12 protein-coding genes and 1 pseudogene are annotated in these 12,900 nt (G+C 60.8%); 11 read left to right on the top strand and 2 right to left on the bottom strand.

Annotated features, from left to right (window positions below):
• Window positions 1-18 precede the first annotated feature (18 nt).
• Both ACR9ZQ_RS38485 and ACR9ZQ_RS38480 read right to left on the bottom strand, forming a co-directional pair.
• A complete protein-coding gene (locus ACR9ZQ_RS38485; RefSeq protein ID WP_481430484.1) occupies window positions 19-1,944 on the bottom strand; it encodes a hybrid sensor histidine kinase/response regulator in 1,926 nt (641 codons plus the stop codon).
• Between the two features lie 17 nt (window positions 1,945-1,961).
• Complete coding sequence (locus ACR9ZQ_RS38480) at window positions 1,962-2,690, bottom strand: Crp/Fnr family transcriptional regulator (protein WP_481430483.1); 729 nt, start codon at window positions 2,688-2,690, stop codon at window positions 1,962-1,964.
• A gap of 233 nt (window positions 2,691-2,923) precedes the next feature.
• Here ACR9ZQ_RS38480 and ccoN point away from each other — a divergent pair, with 233 nt between their 5' ends.
• The 11 genes and pseudogenes from ccoN (at window position 2,924) to ACR9ZQ_RS38425 (ending at window position 12,854) form a co-directional block, all read left to right on the top strand.
• Window positions 2,924-4,546: a cytochrome-c oxidase, cbb3-type subunit I gene (gene ccoN / locus ACR9ZQ_RS38475; protein ID WP_481430482.1), complete on the top strand. Its 1,623-nt coding sequence runs from the start codon at window positions 2,924-2,926 to the stop codon at window positions 4,544-4,546.
• A gap of 8 nt (window positions 4,547-4,554) precedes the next feature.
• Window positions 4,555-5,289 carry a cytochrome-c oxidase, cbb3-type subunit II gene (gene ccoO / locus ACR9ZQ_RS38470; protein ID WP_481430481.1) on the top strand — a complete coding sequence of 245 codons (735 nt, stop codon included), beginning with the start codon at window positions 4,555-4,557 and terminating at the stop codon, window positions 5,287-5,289.
• A gap of 8 nt (window positions 5,290-5,297) precedes the next feature.
• Window positions 5,298-5,450: a CcoQ/FixQ family Cbb3-type cytochrome c oxidase assembly chaperone gene (locus tag ACR9ZQ_RS38465; RefSeq protein ID WP_007823787.1), complete on the top strand. Its 153-nt coding sequence runs from the start codon at window positions 5,298-5,300 to the stop codon at window positions 5,448-5,450.
• Between the two features lies 1 nt (window position 5,451).
• Complete coding sequence (gene ccoP / locus ACR9ZQ_RS38460; RefSeq protein ID WP_481430480.1) at window positions 5,452-6,315, top strand: cytochrome-c oxidase, cbb3-type subunit III; 864 nt, start codon at window positions 5,452-5,454, stop codon at window positions 6,313-6,315.
• A gap of 12 nt (window positions 6,316-6,327) precedes the next feature.
• The gene (locus ACR9ZQ_RS38455) at window positions 6,328-6,513 is read left to right on the top strand and encodes a hypothetical protein (RefSeq protein ID WP_481430479.1); all 186 of its coding nucleotides are present in this window, start codon (window positions 6,328-6,330) and stop codon (window positions 6,511-6,513) included.
• A gap of 260 nt (window positions 6,514-6,773) precedes the next feature.
• Window positions 6,774-8,342: a cytochrome c oxidase accessory protein CcoG gene (gene ccoG / locus ACR9ZQ_RS38450; protein ID WP_481430478.1), complete on the top strand. Its 1,569-nt coding sequence runs from the start codon at window positions 6,774-6,776 to the stop codon at window positions 8,340-8,342.
• Window positions 8,339-8,824, top strand: coding sequence for a FixH family protein (locus tag ACR9ZQ_RS38445; RefSeq protein ID WP_310390375.1), 486 nt, complete (start codon window positions 8,339-8,341; stop codon window positions 8,822-8,824). Before ccoG ends, ACR9ZQ_RS38445 begins: the two co-directional genes overlap by 4 nt.
• The gene (locus ACR9ZQ_RS38440; protein WP_481430477.1) at window positions 8,821-11,103 is read left to right on the top strand and encodes a cation-translocating P-type ATPase; all 2,283 of its coding nucleotides are present in this window, start codon (window positions 8,821-8,823) and stop codon (window positions 11,101-11,103) included. Before ACR9ZQ_RS38445 ends, ACR9ZQ_RS38440 begins: the two co-directional genes overlap by 4 nt.
• Window positions 11,100-11,258, top strand: coding sequence for a cbb3-type cytochrome oxidase assembly protein CcoS (ccoS, locus tag ACR9ZQ_RS38435; RefSeq protein ID WP_007823792.1), 159 nt, complete (start codon window positions 11,100-11,102; stop codon window positions 11,256-11,258). Before ACR9ZQ_RS38440 ends, ccoS begins: the two co-directional genes overlap by 4 nt.
• Before the next feature lie 23 nt (window positions 11,259-11,281).
• Window positions 11,282-11,943, top strand: a pseudogene (locus ACR9ZQ_RS38430) (Crp/Fnr family transcriptional regulator).
• Window positions 11,944-12,122: 179 nt separating this feature from the next.
• Window positions 12,123-12,854, top strand: coding sequence for a response regulator (locus ACR9ZQ_RS38425; RefSeq protein ID WP_481430476.1), 732 nt, complete (start codon window positions 12,123-12,125; stop codon window positions 12,852-12,854).
• Window positions 12,855-12,900 lie beyond the last annotated feature (46 nt).

Genomic DNA, 12,900 nt, shown 5'->3' with positions numbered 1-12,900 from the left:
AGGTTTACGCGCCCCGCCTCACCGGGCGTCGATGAGCTCACGCACTTTCAGGGCGAGGTCGCGCGCAGTGTAAGGCTTTCGAAGCCATTGCGCGCCGGCGATGACCTCGTTTGCCGCCAGTGCGGGCTCGGAATATCCTGAGGTGAAGAGCACGGCGAGGTCAGGCCGTTCCACGCGGGCGGCCCTTGCCAATTCGTCGCCGGTCATACCTCCGGGCATGACGATGTCGGTGAACAAAAGCGCGACGTCGGGCTGACCCTTGAGCAATTCCAGTGCCCGGCGGCCATTGTCGGCCTCGAGCACTGCATATCCCATTCCAGCAAGCCTGGCGACGGCAACCCTGCGCACGCGCGCGTCGTCCTCGACCACAAGAACGCGTTCGTCGCCACCCGGCAGTGCTGCTTCGACCTTGCCGCCGGCCGTCGCTTCGTCCCTAGCGCTGGCGCTTGAAAGAGCTGGCAGGTAGATGCGGATCGTCGAGCCGCGACCGACCTCGCTATAGATCTGCAGGTGGCCGCCGGATTGCTTGACGAAGCCGTAGACCATGCTGAGGCCCAGTCCGGTTCCGGATCCCACTTCCTTGGTGGTGAAGAAGGGCTCGATCGCACGCTTCTTGACCTCTTCGGTCATGCCGTCACCGGTATCGCTCATGGAGACGAGGACGAAGTTGCCGCTGCGAACTTCCGGATACATTTTCGCGTAGTCCGCATCGAGCTGCACACGTGAGACCTCAGTGGTCAGAGTGCCGCCTTTCGGCATGGCGTCGCGCGCGTTCAGAGCGATGTTGAGGATCGCGTTCTGCAGCTGGGAACTGTCGACCAGCACGTTGAAATCGGATCCTGAAAGGACCGTCGACAATTTGATGTTTTCTCCGAGCGTCCTTCGCAACAGGTCCGAAAAGCCGGTGACGAGCCGGCCGAGATCGGCTTGCTTCGGGTTCAACGGTTGACGTCTTCCGAATGCCAACAGCTGTCCGGTGAGCTTTGCGCCGTCGGCCGCGGCATCCTGCGCCTCCTGCAGCATGTCGCGCAGCGGGCCTGACGGGAGCTTGTCCTCGATCATCTCCAGATTGCCGCTGATCACGGTCAGCAGATTGTTGAAGTCGTGCGCCAGCCCGCCGGTCAACTGACCCACGGCCTCCATCTTCTGGGCCTGGCGAAGGTCCTCCTCGATCTTGAACCTGCTGGTCAGATCGCGAACGAAGCCGGTGAAGATCCGTTCGCCATTTGCCGTTGCCTCGCCGACATGGAGCTCCATCGGGAACTGGCTACCGTCAGCGCGCTGGCCCGTCACGACGCGACCGTAACCGATGATCCGCTTCTCGCCCGTCTGCATGTAATGGTCGATATATCCGTCATGGGCCGCGCGATAAGGTTCGGGCATCAGCTTCTTGACGTTCTGGCCGCAGACTTCTTCGGAGCTGAAGCCGAAGAGCGCCTCGGCCGCCTTGCTGAACGACATGACATTGCCGTTCTGGTCGATGACGACCATCGCATCGGGCACTGTGTCGAGGATCGATGACAGGTGTGCCTCACGCGTCCGCACAGCCTCTTCCGCCTTGCGCAGGGCGCTGACATCGCTGTTTGCCTCGATGACGACGGGATCGCCGTCTGGAAGATTGACGAGAACGCAGCGGGTCGTCACATACATGTCGCGACCGTTCTTGTGACGATGAACGACCTCGCCCTGCCAGAAGCCCCGCGTCGTCAGATGCGCGCGTATGGCGTCCATCGGCTCCAGAAAGCGCGTATCGAGCAAAGAGTAGACGGTCTCGCCCACGGCTTCTTCACGGGTCCAGCCGTACATGTTCTCGCTGCCGATCGACCAATGGGTGATCGTGCCTTCGAGCCGGTGCACGATGATGTCGGCCCCGTCGAGAACATGCACGAGCGCGTCCAGTTCCTGGGGCGATGCGATGCGCGGCGAGATCAGACGGTGAGGCATAGACATTCGTTCCGTAGTCAGTGGACGCTACCCCTATGGCAGGTTCTGTCCGAAAAATCATCCACGTTGCCCGACAACTGTGCGAGGCGGGCTAGATTGACGATGCGCAGATTGTGCCGTCCGTCCGGAATGACGATCTTCCTCTGGGCGAGCTTGCTGATCGAGCGCGAAACGGTCTCGATGGTCAGGCCGAGATAATCGGCGATGTCCTGTCGGCTCATCGGCACCTCGAGCAGCCCCTGGTGGAGCGATTCGCCGTCACGGGTCGCAAGCTTCATGAGAAAGGTGCAGAGGCGTTCCTCGGCATTTTTCCTGGACAGGAGCACGAGCTGGTCGTGAGCCGACGCGGTTTCCCTGCAGAGCAGGCTGATATAGGCCGGCCGCAGAAATTCGGAACGCTCAATCTCTTCCTGGAACTGTTTGCGCGAGAGGCGGCGAATCTTGCAATCCGTCACGGCTTCGGCGGTAAACAGGAAATCGCCCTGCAGGAAAGAGCCGACGACATCGCCGGCGAAGTGAAAGGCGGTTATGACCCGGCGCCCGTCGCCGATGATGCGATGAAGACGTACGACGCCTTCGGTGATCTGGAACAGATGCCGTGCGGCATCCCCCTCCCAACAGATCGCCTTTCCTGCCCCGACCGTTTCGGTTGCCGACATCTGGAAAAGCGACGACAACGAATTGTCCTGAACCGCTTTTGCGCCAAAATCGACGTTCTCGAATGCCTGTTGGCCCTGCATCAACATCTCAATGATCCCCGTGCCCTGATTGAATGTGAGGCCAATAGAAAGGCGTTCGGTCACAGCGGAATGAGCGGACGGTGCCAATGGGTAAGGTTCTGTAACAGTCTGTAACAACGGCCAAAGCCACACCTTCGTTGACCTGGATCAAGGAACAGGAGGGGTCTCCGTGACAGTCGTTCCTCAAAGTACGAGAAAGGCGACCGCGCTGTGGTCGTCTGCGCACTGGGGACGTCATCATGAACTATACTACGGAAACCATGGTGGTCGCCGTGGGAGCATTCCTGGCATTGCTTGGCGCTGCTTTCGCCCACGACCATCTATTTTCAATCCACATGGGGATATTGAGCTTCTGCCTTTTTGCGGGAACGCTGCTTCTCGTCAGAAAGGTGGATTTCTCACCGGCGGGCCGGCTTCCGAAAGCCGATCCGTCTGGCTATTTCGACGAGGTCATCCGCTACGGTTTGATCGCCACCGTATTCTGGGGCGTCGTCGGTTTCCTCGTCGGCGTTGTCATTGCGGCGCAATTGGCGTTCCCGGATCTCAATCTCGCTCCCTATCTGAATTTCGGCAGGCTCCGGCCTGTCCACACTTCAGCGGTGATTTTCGCCTTCGGCGGCAATGCGCTGATCATGACGTCCTTCTACGTCGTCCAGCGCACCTGCCATGCGCGCCTCTTCGGCGGCAGTCTCGCCTGGTTCGTCTTCTGGGGCTATCAGCTCTTCATCATCATGGCGGCGACCGGCTATGTCCTCGGCATCAACCAGGCGCGTGAATATGCCGAGCCTGAATGGTACGTCGACCTGTGGCTGACGATCGTCTGGGTTGCCTATCTGCTTGTCTTCCTCGGCACCATCCTGAAGCGCAAGGAGCCACATATCTATGTGGCGAACTGGTTCTATCTCGGCTTCATCGTGACGATCGCAATGCTGCACGTCGTCAACAATCTCGCAGTGCCGGTCTCCTTCCTCGGATCGAAGAGCTACTCGCTTTTTTCGGGCGTTCAGGACGCCCTGACGCAGTGGTGGTACGGCCACAACGCCGTCGGCTTCTTCCTGACCGCCGGCTTCCTCGGGATGATGTATTATTTCGTGCCCAAGCAGGCTAACCGTCCCGTCTATTCCTATCGGCTGTCGATCATCCACTTCTGGGCGCTGATCTTCATGTATATCTGGGCAGGGCCGCATCACCTGCACTATACCGCGCTTCCCGACTGGGCGCAGACCCTCGGCATGGTCTTCTCCGTCATGCTCTGGATGCCCTCCTGGGGCGGCATGATCAATGGTCTGATGACGCTGTCAGGTGCCTGGGACAAGATCCGTACCGATCCCATTATCCGCATGATGATCGTCGCCATCGCCTTTTACGGCATGTCGACCTTCGAAGGCCCGATGATGTCGGTCAAGACGGTGAACTCGCTCAGCCACTACACCGAATGGACCATCGGGCACGTACATTCCGGCGCGCTCGGCTGGGTCGGTATGATCACGTTCGGTGCGATCTACTACATGACGCCGAAGCTGTGGGGCCGCGAACGCCTCTACAGCCTGCGCATGGTCAACTGGCACTTCTGGCTCGCAACGCTCGGCATCGTCGTCTATGCGGCGGTCCTGTGGGTCGCCGGCATCCAGCAGGGCCTGATGTGGCGCGAATATAATTCCCAGGGCTTCCTCGTCTACTCCTTCGCCGAAACCGTGGCGGCGATGTTCCCCTATTACGTATTGCGCACGATCGGCGGTGGTCTCTACCTGGCCGGCGGCATCGTGATGGCCTGGAACGTCTTCATGACCATCCGCGGCCATCTGCGCGACGAAGCCGAAATTCCTTCCGCCTTTGTGCCGCAGGCACAGGCTGCCGAGTGAGGTGACACATGGCATCAATCCTGGACAAACATCAGATCCTCGAGAAAAACGCGACCCTTCTTCTGGTCGGCTCGCTGCTCGTGGTCAGCATCGGCGGTATCGTCGAAATCGCGCCCCTGTTCTACCTGCAGAACACGATCGAGAAGGTTGAGGGAATGCGTCCCTATACGCCGCTCGAGCTGGCAGGCCGCAACATCTATATCCGCGAGGGTTGCTATCTCTGCCACAGCCAGATGATCAGGCCGTTCCGAGACGAGGTGGAGCGCTACGGCCATTACTCGCTGGCCGCCGAATCCATGTATGACCATCCCTTCCAATGGGGCTCGAAGCGCACGGGTCCGGATCTCGCGCGCGTGGGCGGCCGTTACTCCAACGAGTGGCATGTCCAGCACCTGTCGAACCCGAGAGCCGTCGTGCCGGAATCGATCATGCCGAGCTACGCCTTCCTCAGGGAGCATGAAGTCAACGTCAAGGACGTCGGCATGGACCTCAAGGCGAATGTGGATGTCGGCGTGCCCTATAGCGGCGACATGATCGCCAATGCGGAGGCGGACATGAAGGCGCAGGCCGATCCGAATGCCGATACGACCGCGCTTCTTGAGCGATATCCCAAGGCCAAGGTCGGCGACTTCGACGGCGACCCTTCGAAGCTCACCGAGATGGACGCCCTTGTGGCTTATCTGCAGATGCTCGGCACGCTCGTCGACTTCTCGACCTATGACGACGCCACCGGCTACCGATGAGGTGAAACATGGAAACCTACACCGCAATGCGGCACTTCGCCGACAGTTGGGGCCTCCTGGCGATGACGGCCTTCTTCATCGGAGCGATCATTTTCACGCTGAGGCCCGGTGGCAAGCAGGCCGCGAAGGACGCCGCCAACATTCCTCTGAAGGACGATTGAGATGTCGGAAAAACATATCGATGAAATCAGCGGCGTCGAGACGACCGGCCATGAATGGGACGGCATCCGTGAACTGAACAATCCAATGCCCCGGTGGTGGGTCTGGACCTTCTACGCGACGATCCTGTGGGCGATCGGTTATGCCATCGCCTATCCGGCCATACCGATGATCACATCGGCCACGAAAGGCTATTTCGGCTTTTCCAGTCGTGCCGAGCTGCAGCAGGACCTCGATCTGGCCAAGGCATCGCAGACGAAGTTCCACGACATGATCGCCGCCAAGACCGTGCAGGAAATCGATGCCGATCCCGCCCTTCGCGAATTCGCGATCGCCGGCGGGGCCTCCGCCTTCAAGGTCAACTGCGCTCCGTGCCACGGTTCCGGCGCGAGTGGCGGACCGGGCTTCCCCAACCTCAACGACGACGACTGGCTCTGGGGCGGCGACCTTGATTCCATCCGCACGACAATCGCCCACGGCATCCGTTTCGACGGCGACACAGATACGCATGTCTCCGAAATGCCTGCTTTCGCCGACGTGATCGACAAGGATCAGATCCGGCAGGTTGCAGCCTATGTCTGGAGCCTGACGAACAAGCCATCGGACGAAGCCCTCGTTGAACCCGGCAAGCAGGTGTTTCTCGACAATTGCGCGGCCTGTCACGGCGAGGATGCAAAGGGCAAGCCAGAGATGGGCGCGCCGAACCTTGCTGATGCCATCTGGCTGAAGGGTAGAGGTGAGGACGCCATCAGTCGCCAGGTTGCGGCTCCCAAGCATGGTGTCATGCCAGCCTGGTCGACGCGCCTCGGAGACACGACCGTCAAGGAACTCACCGTCTTCGTCCACTCGCTCGGCGGCGGCCAATGAGAGGCCAACAGAATGGCGAACCATGATCACAACGCGCTCCTTGCACTCTATGGCACTCCGCGTGCGGCGATCCGCTCGCGTGTGTCGATGCGCGCAACGTCCGCTCCGCCGGCCTGCGAACAGGAAGATCCCGCAAAGATCGGCAGTTCGATCGTAAGTTTGATCTGCCTCAAAGATCACAACCCGACCAGCCGCTAAATCTGCAAACGAGGACGTCCCAGCGGCTTCTCCCCGTTGTCCTCCAGGCCGTGCCCTCCTCTCTGGGCGCGGCCCTTTCTCTTTGATCAAGCGCAAAGAATGATGGGACGCAACCGCCTATGCCTGTCGATTGCCCGGCTCCTTCAGGGCTGCATCCTGCCCGGGCAGCGGCTTCTTCGTCCAAACCATGTTCTTGATATGAATCAAGGATCGTCAGCTGGAAACGGAGGAGAAGGGCAGTCACAAATCGGAACAGGCCCATGAACCTCTACACAGCACCCGATCCCAAATCAGTGGAACGTGTCAACGCCGAGCCGGTCAACGCCCGCCGCAACCGTCAGCCACTTTATGCAGCGCGCAAGAAGGTCTTCCCCAAGAGGGTCCAAGGGCATTTTCGCCGGTTCAAGTGGATCGTGATGCTGATCACGCTGGCGATCTATTATCTTGCTCCCTGGATCCGCTGGGATCGCGGGCCCTACGCGCCCGACCAGGCGATCCTGATCGACCTGGCGTCGCGCCGCTTCTTTTTCTTCTTCATCGAGATCTGGCCGCAGGAATTCTACTATGTCGCCGGATTGCTGGTCATGGCCGGGTTCGGGCTGTTTCTGGTCACCTCGGCCGTCGGCCGCGCCTGGTGCGGTTATGCCTGTCCGCAGACAGTCTGGGTCGACCTCTTTCTCGTTGTCGAGCGCGCTATCGAAGGCGACCGCAATGCCAGAATGAAGCTCGACGCCTCGCCGTGGACGCTCGACAAACTTCGCAAGCGCCTGCTCAAGCATGCGACCTGGCTCGTCATCGGCGTTCTCACCGGCGGTGCATGGGTATTCTATTTCGCCGACGCGCCAACCCTCGTCAAAGGTCTCTTCACCGGGCAGGCTCCAGCCGTCGCCTACGCCACCGTCGCCATTCTGACATCGACCACCTACGTCTTCGGCGGGCTGCTGCGCGAACAGGTCTGCACCTATATGTGCCCCTGGCCGCGCATCCAGGGCGCCATGCTCGACGAGAACTCGCTGGTCGTGACCTACAATGACTGGCGCGGGGAGCAACGCTCGCGCCATGCCAAGAAGGCAGAAGCAGAGGGGCAGGCCGTCGGCGACTGTGTCGACTGCAATGCCTGCGTTGCGGTCTGTCCCATGGGCATCGATATCCGCGATGGACAGCAGATGGAATGCATCACCTGCGCGCTCTGCATCGACGCCTGCGACAATGTCATGGACAAGATCGGCAAACCGCGCGGCTTGATCGCCTATGCGACGCTCAGCGAATATGCGAGCAACATGAACATTGCCACCGACGGGGGCAGGACACCCGTCAAGCCGGGGCGCGTCAGAAATCCGGACGGTTCCTTTGTCGACGGCATTCGCCACTTCAACTGGCGCATCATCTTTCGGCCACGCGTCGTCTTTTACGCGAGCGTATGGACCTGTATCGGCATTGCCATGCTCGTGCATCTGTCGATGCGCGAACGGCTGGAGCTCAATGTCGTCCATGACCGCAACCCCCAATTTGTGCTGGAAAGCGACGGATCGATCCGCAACGGATACACGCTGCGTGTGCTCAACATGGTTCCCAAGCCGCGCACGATCGAACTGACCCTGTCGGGCATCGATGGTGCGACGATGCGGATCCCCGAGCTCGGCAAGGAGGAGGGACGTCGGTTCACGATCGATGCCGTCCCCGACGCAGCGACGACGCTTAAGGTGTTCGTCACCCGCAAGCCGACGGGCGACGCCGTCAACGAATTCCTCTTTTCGATCGAGGATGCCGGTCACGCCGACCGCGCGACCTATCGCGCCGCATTCAACGCCCCAGGAGACGTCAGATGAGCACCCGCACGCAAGGATTCACCGGCACGCATATGTTGCTGACGACGTGCGCCTTCTTCGGCGTGATCATAGCCGTCAACTTTACGATGGCCTGGTACGCTTCGTCGAGCTGGAGCGGGCTCGTGGTCGAAAACACCTATGTCGCCAGCCAGGAATTCAATGAGAAGGCGGCCGCCATGAAGGCAATGGCTGCCTCTGGGATCGCGGGCAAGCTGTCGCTGAAGAGCGACGAAATCCATTATGATATCAGCAACAAGGACGGCTCGCCGGCTGTTGTCGACGACGTCGTGGCCAACTTCAAGCGGCCGGTCGGCGATCATGAGGACTTTCGCGTTGCCCTGACCAAGCTCTCGGAAGGGCGGTTTAAGGCGGATCACGCGATCGCGGCAGGCGACTGGATCGTCGAGTTGACCTCGCGCCGTGGCGGCGAGATCGTCATGCACGAGGCCGTGCGCATCGACACTGCGGAGTTCGGCCAATGACCTGCTGCGCAATGAATGCGGACGGCGTCCTGGCGATGAGCACGACCTCCTTCAGCGCTGAGGAGATCGGGCTTGCGAGCCACGCGCTCGGCGGCGGCCTTCGTCAACTCGATCTCAGCGTGCCTGACGTCCATTGCGGCGCCTGCATATCGACCATCGAGCGGGCTTTGGCGGGCCTGCCCTATGTGCGAAAAGCCAGGGTGAACCTCTCCTCAAGGCGCGTGAGCTGCGTCTATGCCGAGGAGATGGACAACAAAGCGGTTGATCCGACCGGCATCACTGCCGCGATCAGTGCGACCGGATACAGGGTCCATCTCTTCGCACCGCTTGCGCCGGAAAGCGACAAGACACGGAACCAGCTTCTTCTTGCAGTCGGGGTGGCCGGTTTTGCCGCGGCAAACATAATGCTGCTCTCGGTATCCGTCTGGTCCGGCGCGGATGCCGCGACGCGCGACATGTTCCATTGGATATCGGCGATGATCGCAGCTCCTGCACTCGTTTATTCCGGCCGGTTCTTCTTTCGATCGGCCTGGAACGCATTGAAGCGCGGGCGCACGAACATGGATGTGCCTATCTCACTTGCCGTGACGCTTTCCTATGCGGTTTCGCTCTGGGAGACGATGCATCATGGCGAGCATGCCTGGTTCGATGCGACCGTGTCGCTGCTATTCTTCCTGCTGATCGGCCGGACCCTCGACCACGTCATGCGCGAGAAGGCGCGCGCAGCGATCAACGGGCTGGCGCGGCTTGCCCCGCGTGGGGCGCTGGTGCTGGCCGCCGATGGTTCGAGACGCTACGTGGCGGTCGAGGAGATCGCTGTCGGCGACGAGATAGCCGTGGCGGCCGGCGACCGCATCCCGGTCGACGGCATCGTCGCCAGCGGCGAGAGCGATCTCGACCTGTCGATCGTAACCGGCGAGAGCAGCCCGGTTGCCGTCAAACCCGGCGCGGAAATCCATTCCGGGGCCATGAACCTGACAGGCTCGCTCATCGTGCGTGCAACCAAGCTCGCGCGCAACTCGCTGCTTGCCGAAATCATCGGCCTCATGGAGGCTGCAGAAGGCGGACGGGCGCGCTATCGGCGGATCGCCGACAGGGCTGCGGCACTCTATTCCCCTGCCGTGCACCTGCTTGCGCTGGTGTCGTTTCTGGGCTGGGGGATCATCGGCGGAGACTGGAAGCAGGCGATGCTCGTCGGTGTCGCCGTGCTCATCATCACCTGCCCATGCGCCCTCGGACTGGCCGTTCCGGTTGTGCAAGTCGTTGCAGCCGGCGAGCTTTTTCGCAGGGGCGTCATGGTCAAGGACGGTTCGGCGCTCGAGCGGCTCGCCGAGGTCGATGCCGTTGCCTTCGACAAGACCGGTACGCTGACGCTCGGGCGACCGAGGCTTGTGCGGACGGAGGCCGACAATATCGGGAGTATCGCGATCGCAGCGGGACTTGCTCAGCATTCCAGGCATCCGCTCTCACAGTCGCTTTCCCGTCAGACGGTCGTGGCCGATCAGTTCGAGTGCGTGGTGGAGGTTGCAGGCGGCGGTCTCGAAACCTCGCGTGGGAATGTCGTCTATAGGCTCGGAAACGCGTCCTTCGCCTGCGGCGAGGCCGAGATCGCGACATCAGACAGTCCGCTTTCCGAAGTCGTGCTTTCGGCAAACGGGATGGCGCTGGCACGCTTCTTCTTCGATGACACGCTTCGTCCGGGAGCAAGCGAGGCGGTCGCCGATCTGGAATCGGCCGGTTTCCAGACGCTGATTTTTTCGGGGGACCGCCAGTCAGTCGTCGAAAGCACCGCACGCAGCCTCGGCGTCGACCGCGCCCTTGGCGCATTGACCCCGAAGCAGAAAGTGGAAGCCTGCGAGGCCCTGCGAGAGGAGGGGCACCGCGTTCTGATGGTCGGCGACGGCATCAATGACGCGCCTGCGCTAGCCGCGGCCTATGTCTCGATGGCGCCGTCCACCGCTTCCGACATCGGACGCCAGGCGGCCGACCTCGTGTTCTTCAACGAGAGGCTCGATGCAGTACCCGATGCGATCCGGATCGCCAGGCTCTCGGCCGCGCTCATCCGGCAGAATTTCGCCCTTGCGATCGGCTACAACATCCTTGCCGTGCCGATTGCGATCGCCGGCTTTGCGACGCCGCTGATCGCGGCCGTGGCGATGTCTACCTCCTCGATCATCGTTGTCACCAATGCCCTGCGTCTCAACGCCTTTACGACGCGAAGCGCTCTTCTGCCGGCTTTGCAGAGACCGATCCACGATCAGGAGGTCGAAGCCGCATGAACATGCTCATCTATCTGATCCCGATCGCACTTTTCATGGGCGGCCTCGGGCTGGCGGCGTTCCTCTGGTCCCTGAAAAGCGGTCAGTATGACGATCTGGAGGGCGCTTCCTGGCGGGTGATTGCCGATGATGATTCCGATCCGACCGCTACGTGATCGCGTCAGCCAGAAAAAGATTGATGCTCTTCAACAGCGAACAGCTTTTACGGTCGGACCTCTTTGACGGGCTGAGCGATACTGTCAGACGACTTGCGACCCTCGCGCGCCGGCGCGTATACGTGCCCGGCGAAGAGATTTTCGCAGAAGGCGAGCCTGGCATCCACGTGGTTTACGTCGCAAGTGGCGTCGTGAGGCTGACACGAACGGAATCGAGCGGGCGTGATGCCGATATCCGCGTCTGCGAGCCAGGCGATTTCATTGCCGAATGTGTAATTGCGCTCGGCGGCAATTATGCGCACGGCGCGTGTGCCAGCGCCTTGAGTGAGCTCGCGCTCTTCGAGGCTGCGGCGCTTCGGACACTTGCCGATAAATGCCCTCAGCTCCAGCGCAACCTGCTGAAAATATCAGGCCGCCATCTTCTTGAAGCCTTCGATTGCATAGCCGGCGATGGTTTGCACATGGCAGCCCAGCGCGTGGCGAATTTCCTGTTGCGCCAATGCCCGGAAACAGCTCTCCAGGCGACATTCCACCTCCCATACAAGAAGCAGATTCTGGCTGGAAAACTCGGGCTTGGACCGAGGCGCTGTCCCGGGCGTTTGCCGCTCTCGCACAGTGCGGCGTCGATGTGAAGGGTCGAACGGTCCGCATCGAAAACGTCGTCTTGCTACGCCAGGTCTGTTAATAACGAACGCGCCGGCTTTTCGAGGCGATTCCGCCGGACGCTATCGTAATGAAGCCGCCAGCCGAGGCAGACATCACCAGGTTTCTTTGGGAACCATCGCATACGGCGCCGGTAGCGGTGGCGTTTGCAGAATTCCTGCGCTATCTGATTGGCAAGTCGAAACGAGCTTAACGAGGACAATGGAACCGGACCGTATTCTGGTGGTCGATGATGACGCGCGGATCAGGCATATGCTGGTGCGTTACTTCGAAGACAACGGATTTAAGGTGAACGCGGTCGCAAACGGTGCGGCGATGCGTTCGGAACTCGCCAAGGGCTCTTACGCGGCAATTTTTCTCGATCTGGTGCTCCCGAACGGCGAGAATGGTCTCGAATTGCTCCGGGAGCTTCGAAGCGCATCCGACGTGCCGGTTCTCATGCTGACCGGTCAGGACGATGTCACGGACAAGGTCGTCGGCCTTGAGGTCGGTGCCGATGATTATATCGCCAAGCCCTTTCACCTGAGAGAACTGCTGGCTCGTCTGAGGACAATCCTGCGGCGCCGCACCTCCTCGGACGCGACCCGCAGCATCGCCAATGGAGAAGACGAAACGCTCGCCTTCGAAGGTTGGCGCCTCGATGTGTCACGGAGGCGACTGACCTCACCCCAGGGCGACGACGTTGCTTTGACGACGGGCGAGTTCGACATGCTTCTTGTTTTCGTGCGCAATCCCGGCCGGGTTCTTTCGCGCGAAACCCTCATGGATCTGACGAGGAACCGGAATCTCGAAGCCTTCGATCGCGCAATCGACGCCCAGATCGTACGCTTGCGCAAGAAGATCGAGGATGATCCGAAGAGCCCGGATCTCATTCAGTCGGTGCGCGGCGTCGGTTATGTCTTCACCGGCCGACCGGGACGAACACCGAGATAATTGATCCTCGTCAATGTCCGGTCCGCCGCTGGCGCTATGTGTTGAG

Source organism: Rhizobium sp. KNZ14-9A (genome assembly GCF_056755015.1).
The sequence above is the reverse complement of the archived record's forward strand: the minus strand, read 5'-3'. Positions and strand labels throughout refer to the sequence as shown.

Bases quoted from the DNA above. Each gene is read 5' to 3' on its own strand.
- ccoG (WP_481430478.1), top strand. From the start codon at position 6,774: ATGAACCTCTACACAGCACCCGATCCCAAATCAGTGGAACGTGTCAAC.
- ACR9ZQ_RS38485 (WP_481430484.1), bottom strand. From the start codon at position 1,944: ATGCCTCACCGTCTGATCTCGCCGCGCATCGCATCGCCCCAGGAACTG.
- ccoN (WP_481430482.1), top strand. From the start codon at position 2,924: ATGAACTATACTACGGAAACCATGGTGGTCGCCGTGGGAGCATTCCTG.
- ACR9ZQ_RS38480 (WP_481430483.1), bottom strand. From the start codon at position 2,690: ATGTTGATGCAGGGCCAACAGGCATTCGAGAACGTCGATTTTGGCGCA.
- ACR9ZQ_RS38465 (WP_007823787.1), top strand. From the start codon at position 5,298: ATGGAAACCTACACCGCAATGCGGCACTTCGCCGACAGTTGGGGCCTC.
- ccoP (WP_481430480.1), top strand. From the start codon at position 5,452: ATGTCGGAAAAACATATCGATGAAATCAGCGGCGTCGAGACGACCGGC.
- ccoO (WP_481430481.1), top strand. From the start codon at position 4,555: ATGGCATCAATCCTGGACAAACATCAGATCCTCGAGAAAAACGCGACC.
- ACR9ZQ_RS38440 (WP_481430477.1), top strand. From the start codon at position 8,821: ATGACCTGCTGCGCAATGAATGCGGACGGCGTCCTGGCGATGAGCACG.
- ACR9ZQ_RS38455 (WP_481430479.1), top strand. From the start codon at position 6,328: ATGGCGAACCATGATCACAACGCGCTCCTTGCACTCTATGGCACTCCG.
- ACR9ZQ_RS38425 (WP_481430476.1), top strand. From the start codon at position 12,123: ATGGAACCGGACCGTATTCTGGTGGTCGATGATGACGCGCGGATCAGG.
- ACR9ZQ_RS38445 (WP_310390375.1), top strand. From the start codon at position 8,339: ATGAGCACCCGCACGCAAGGATTCACCGGCACGCATATGTTGCTGACG.
- ccoS (WP_007823792.1), top strand. From the start codon at position 11,100: ATGAACATGCTCATCTATCTGATCCCGATCGCACTTTTCATGGGCGGC.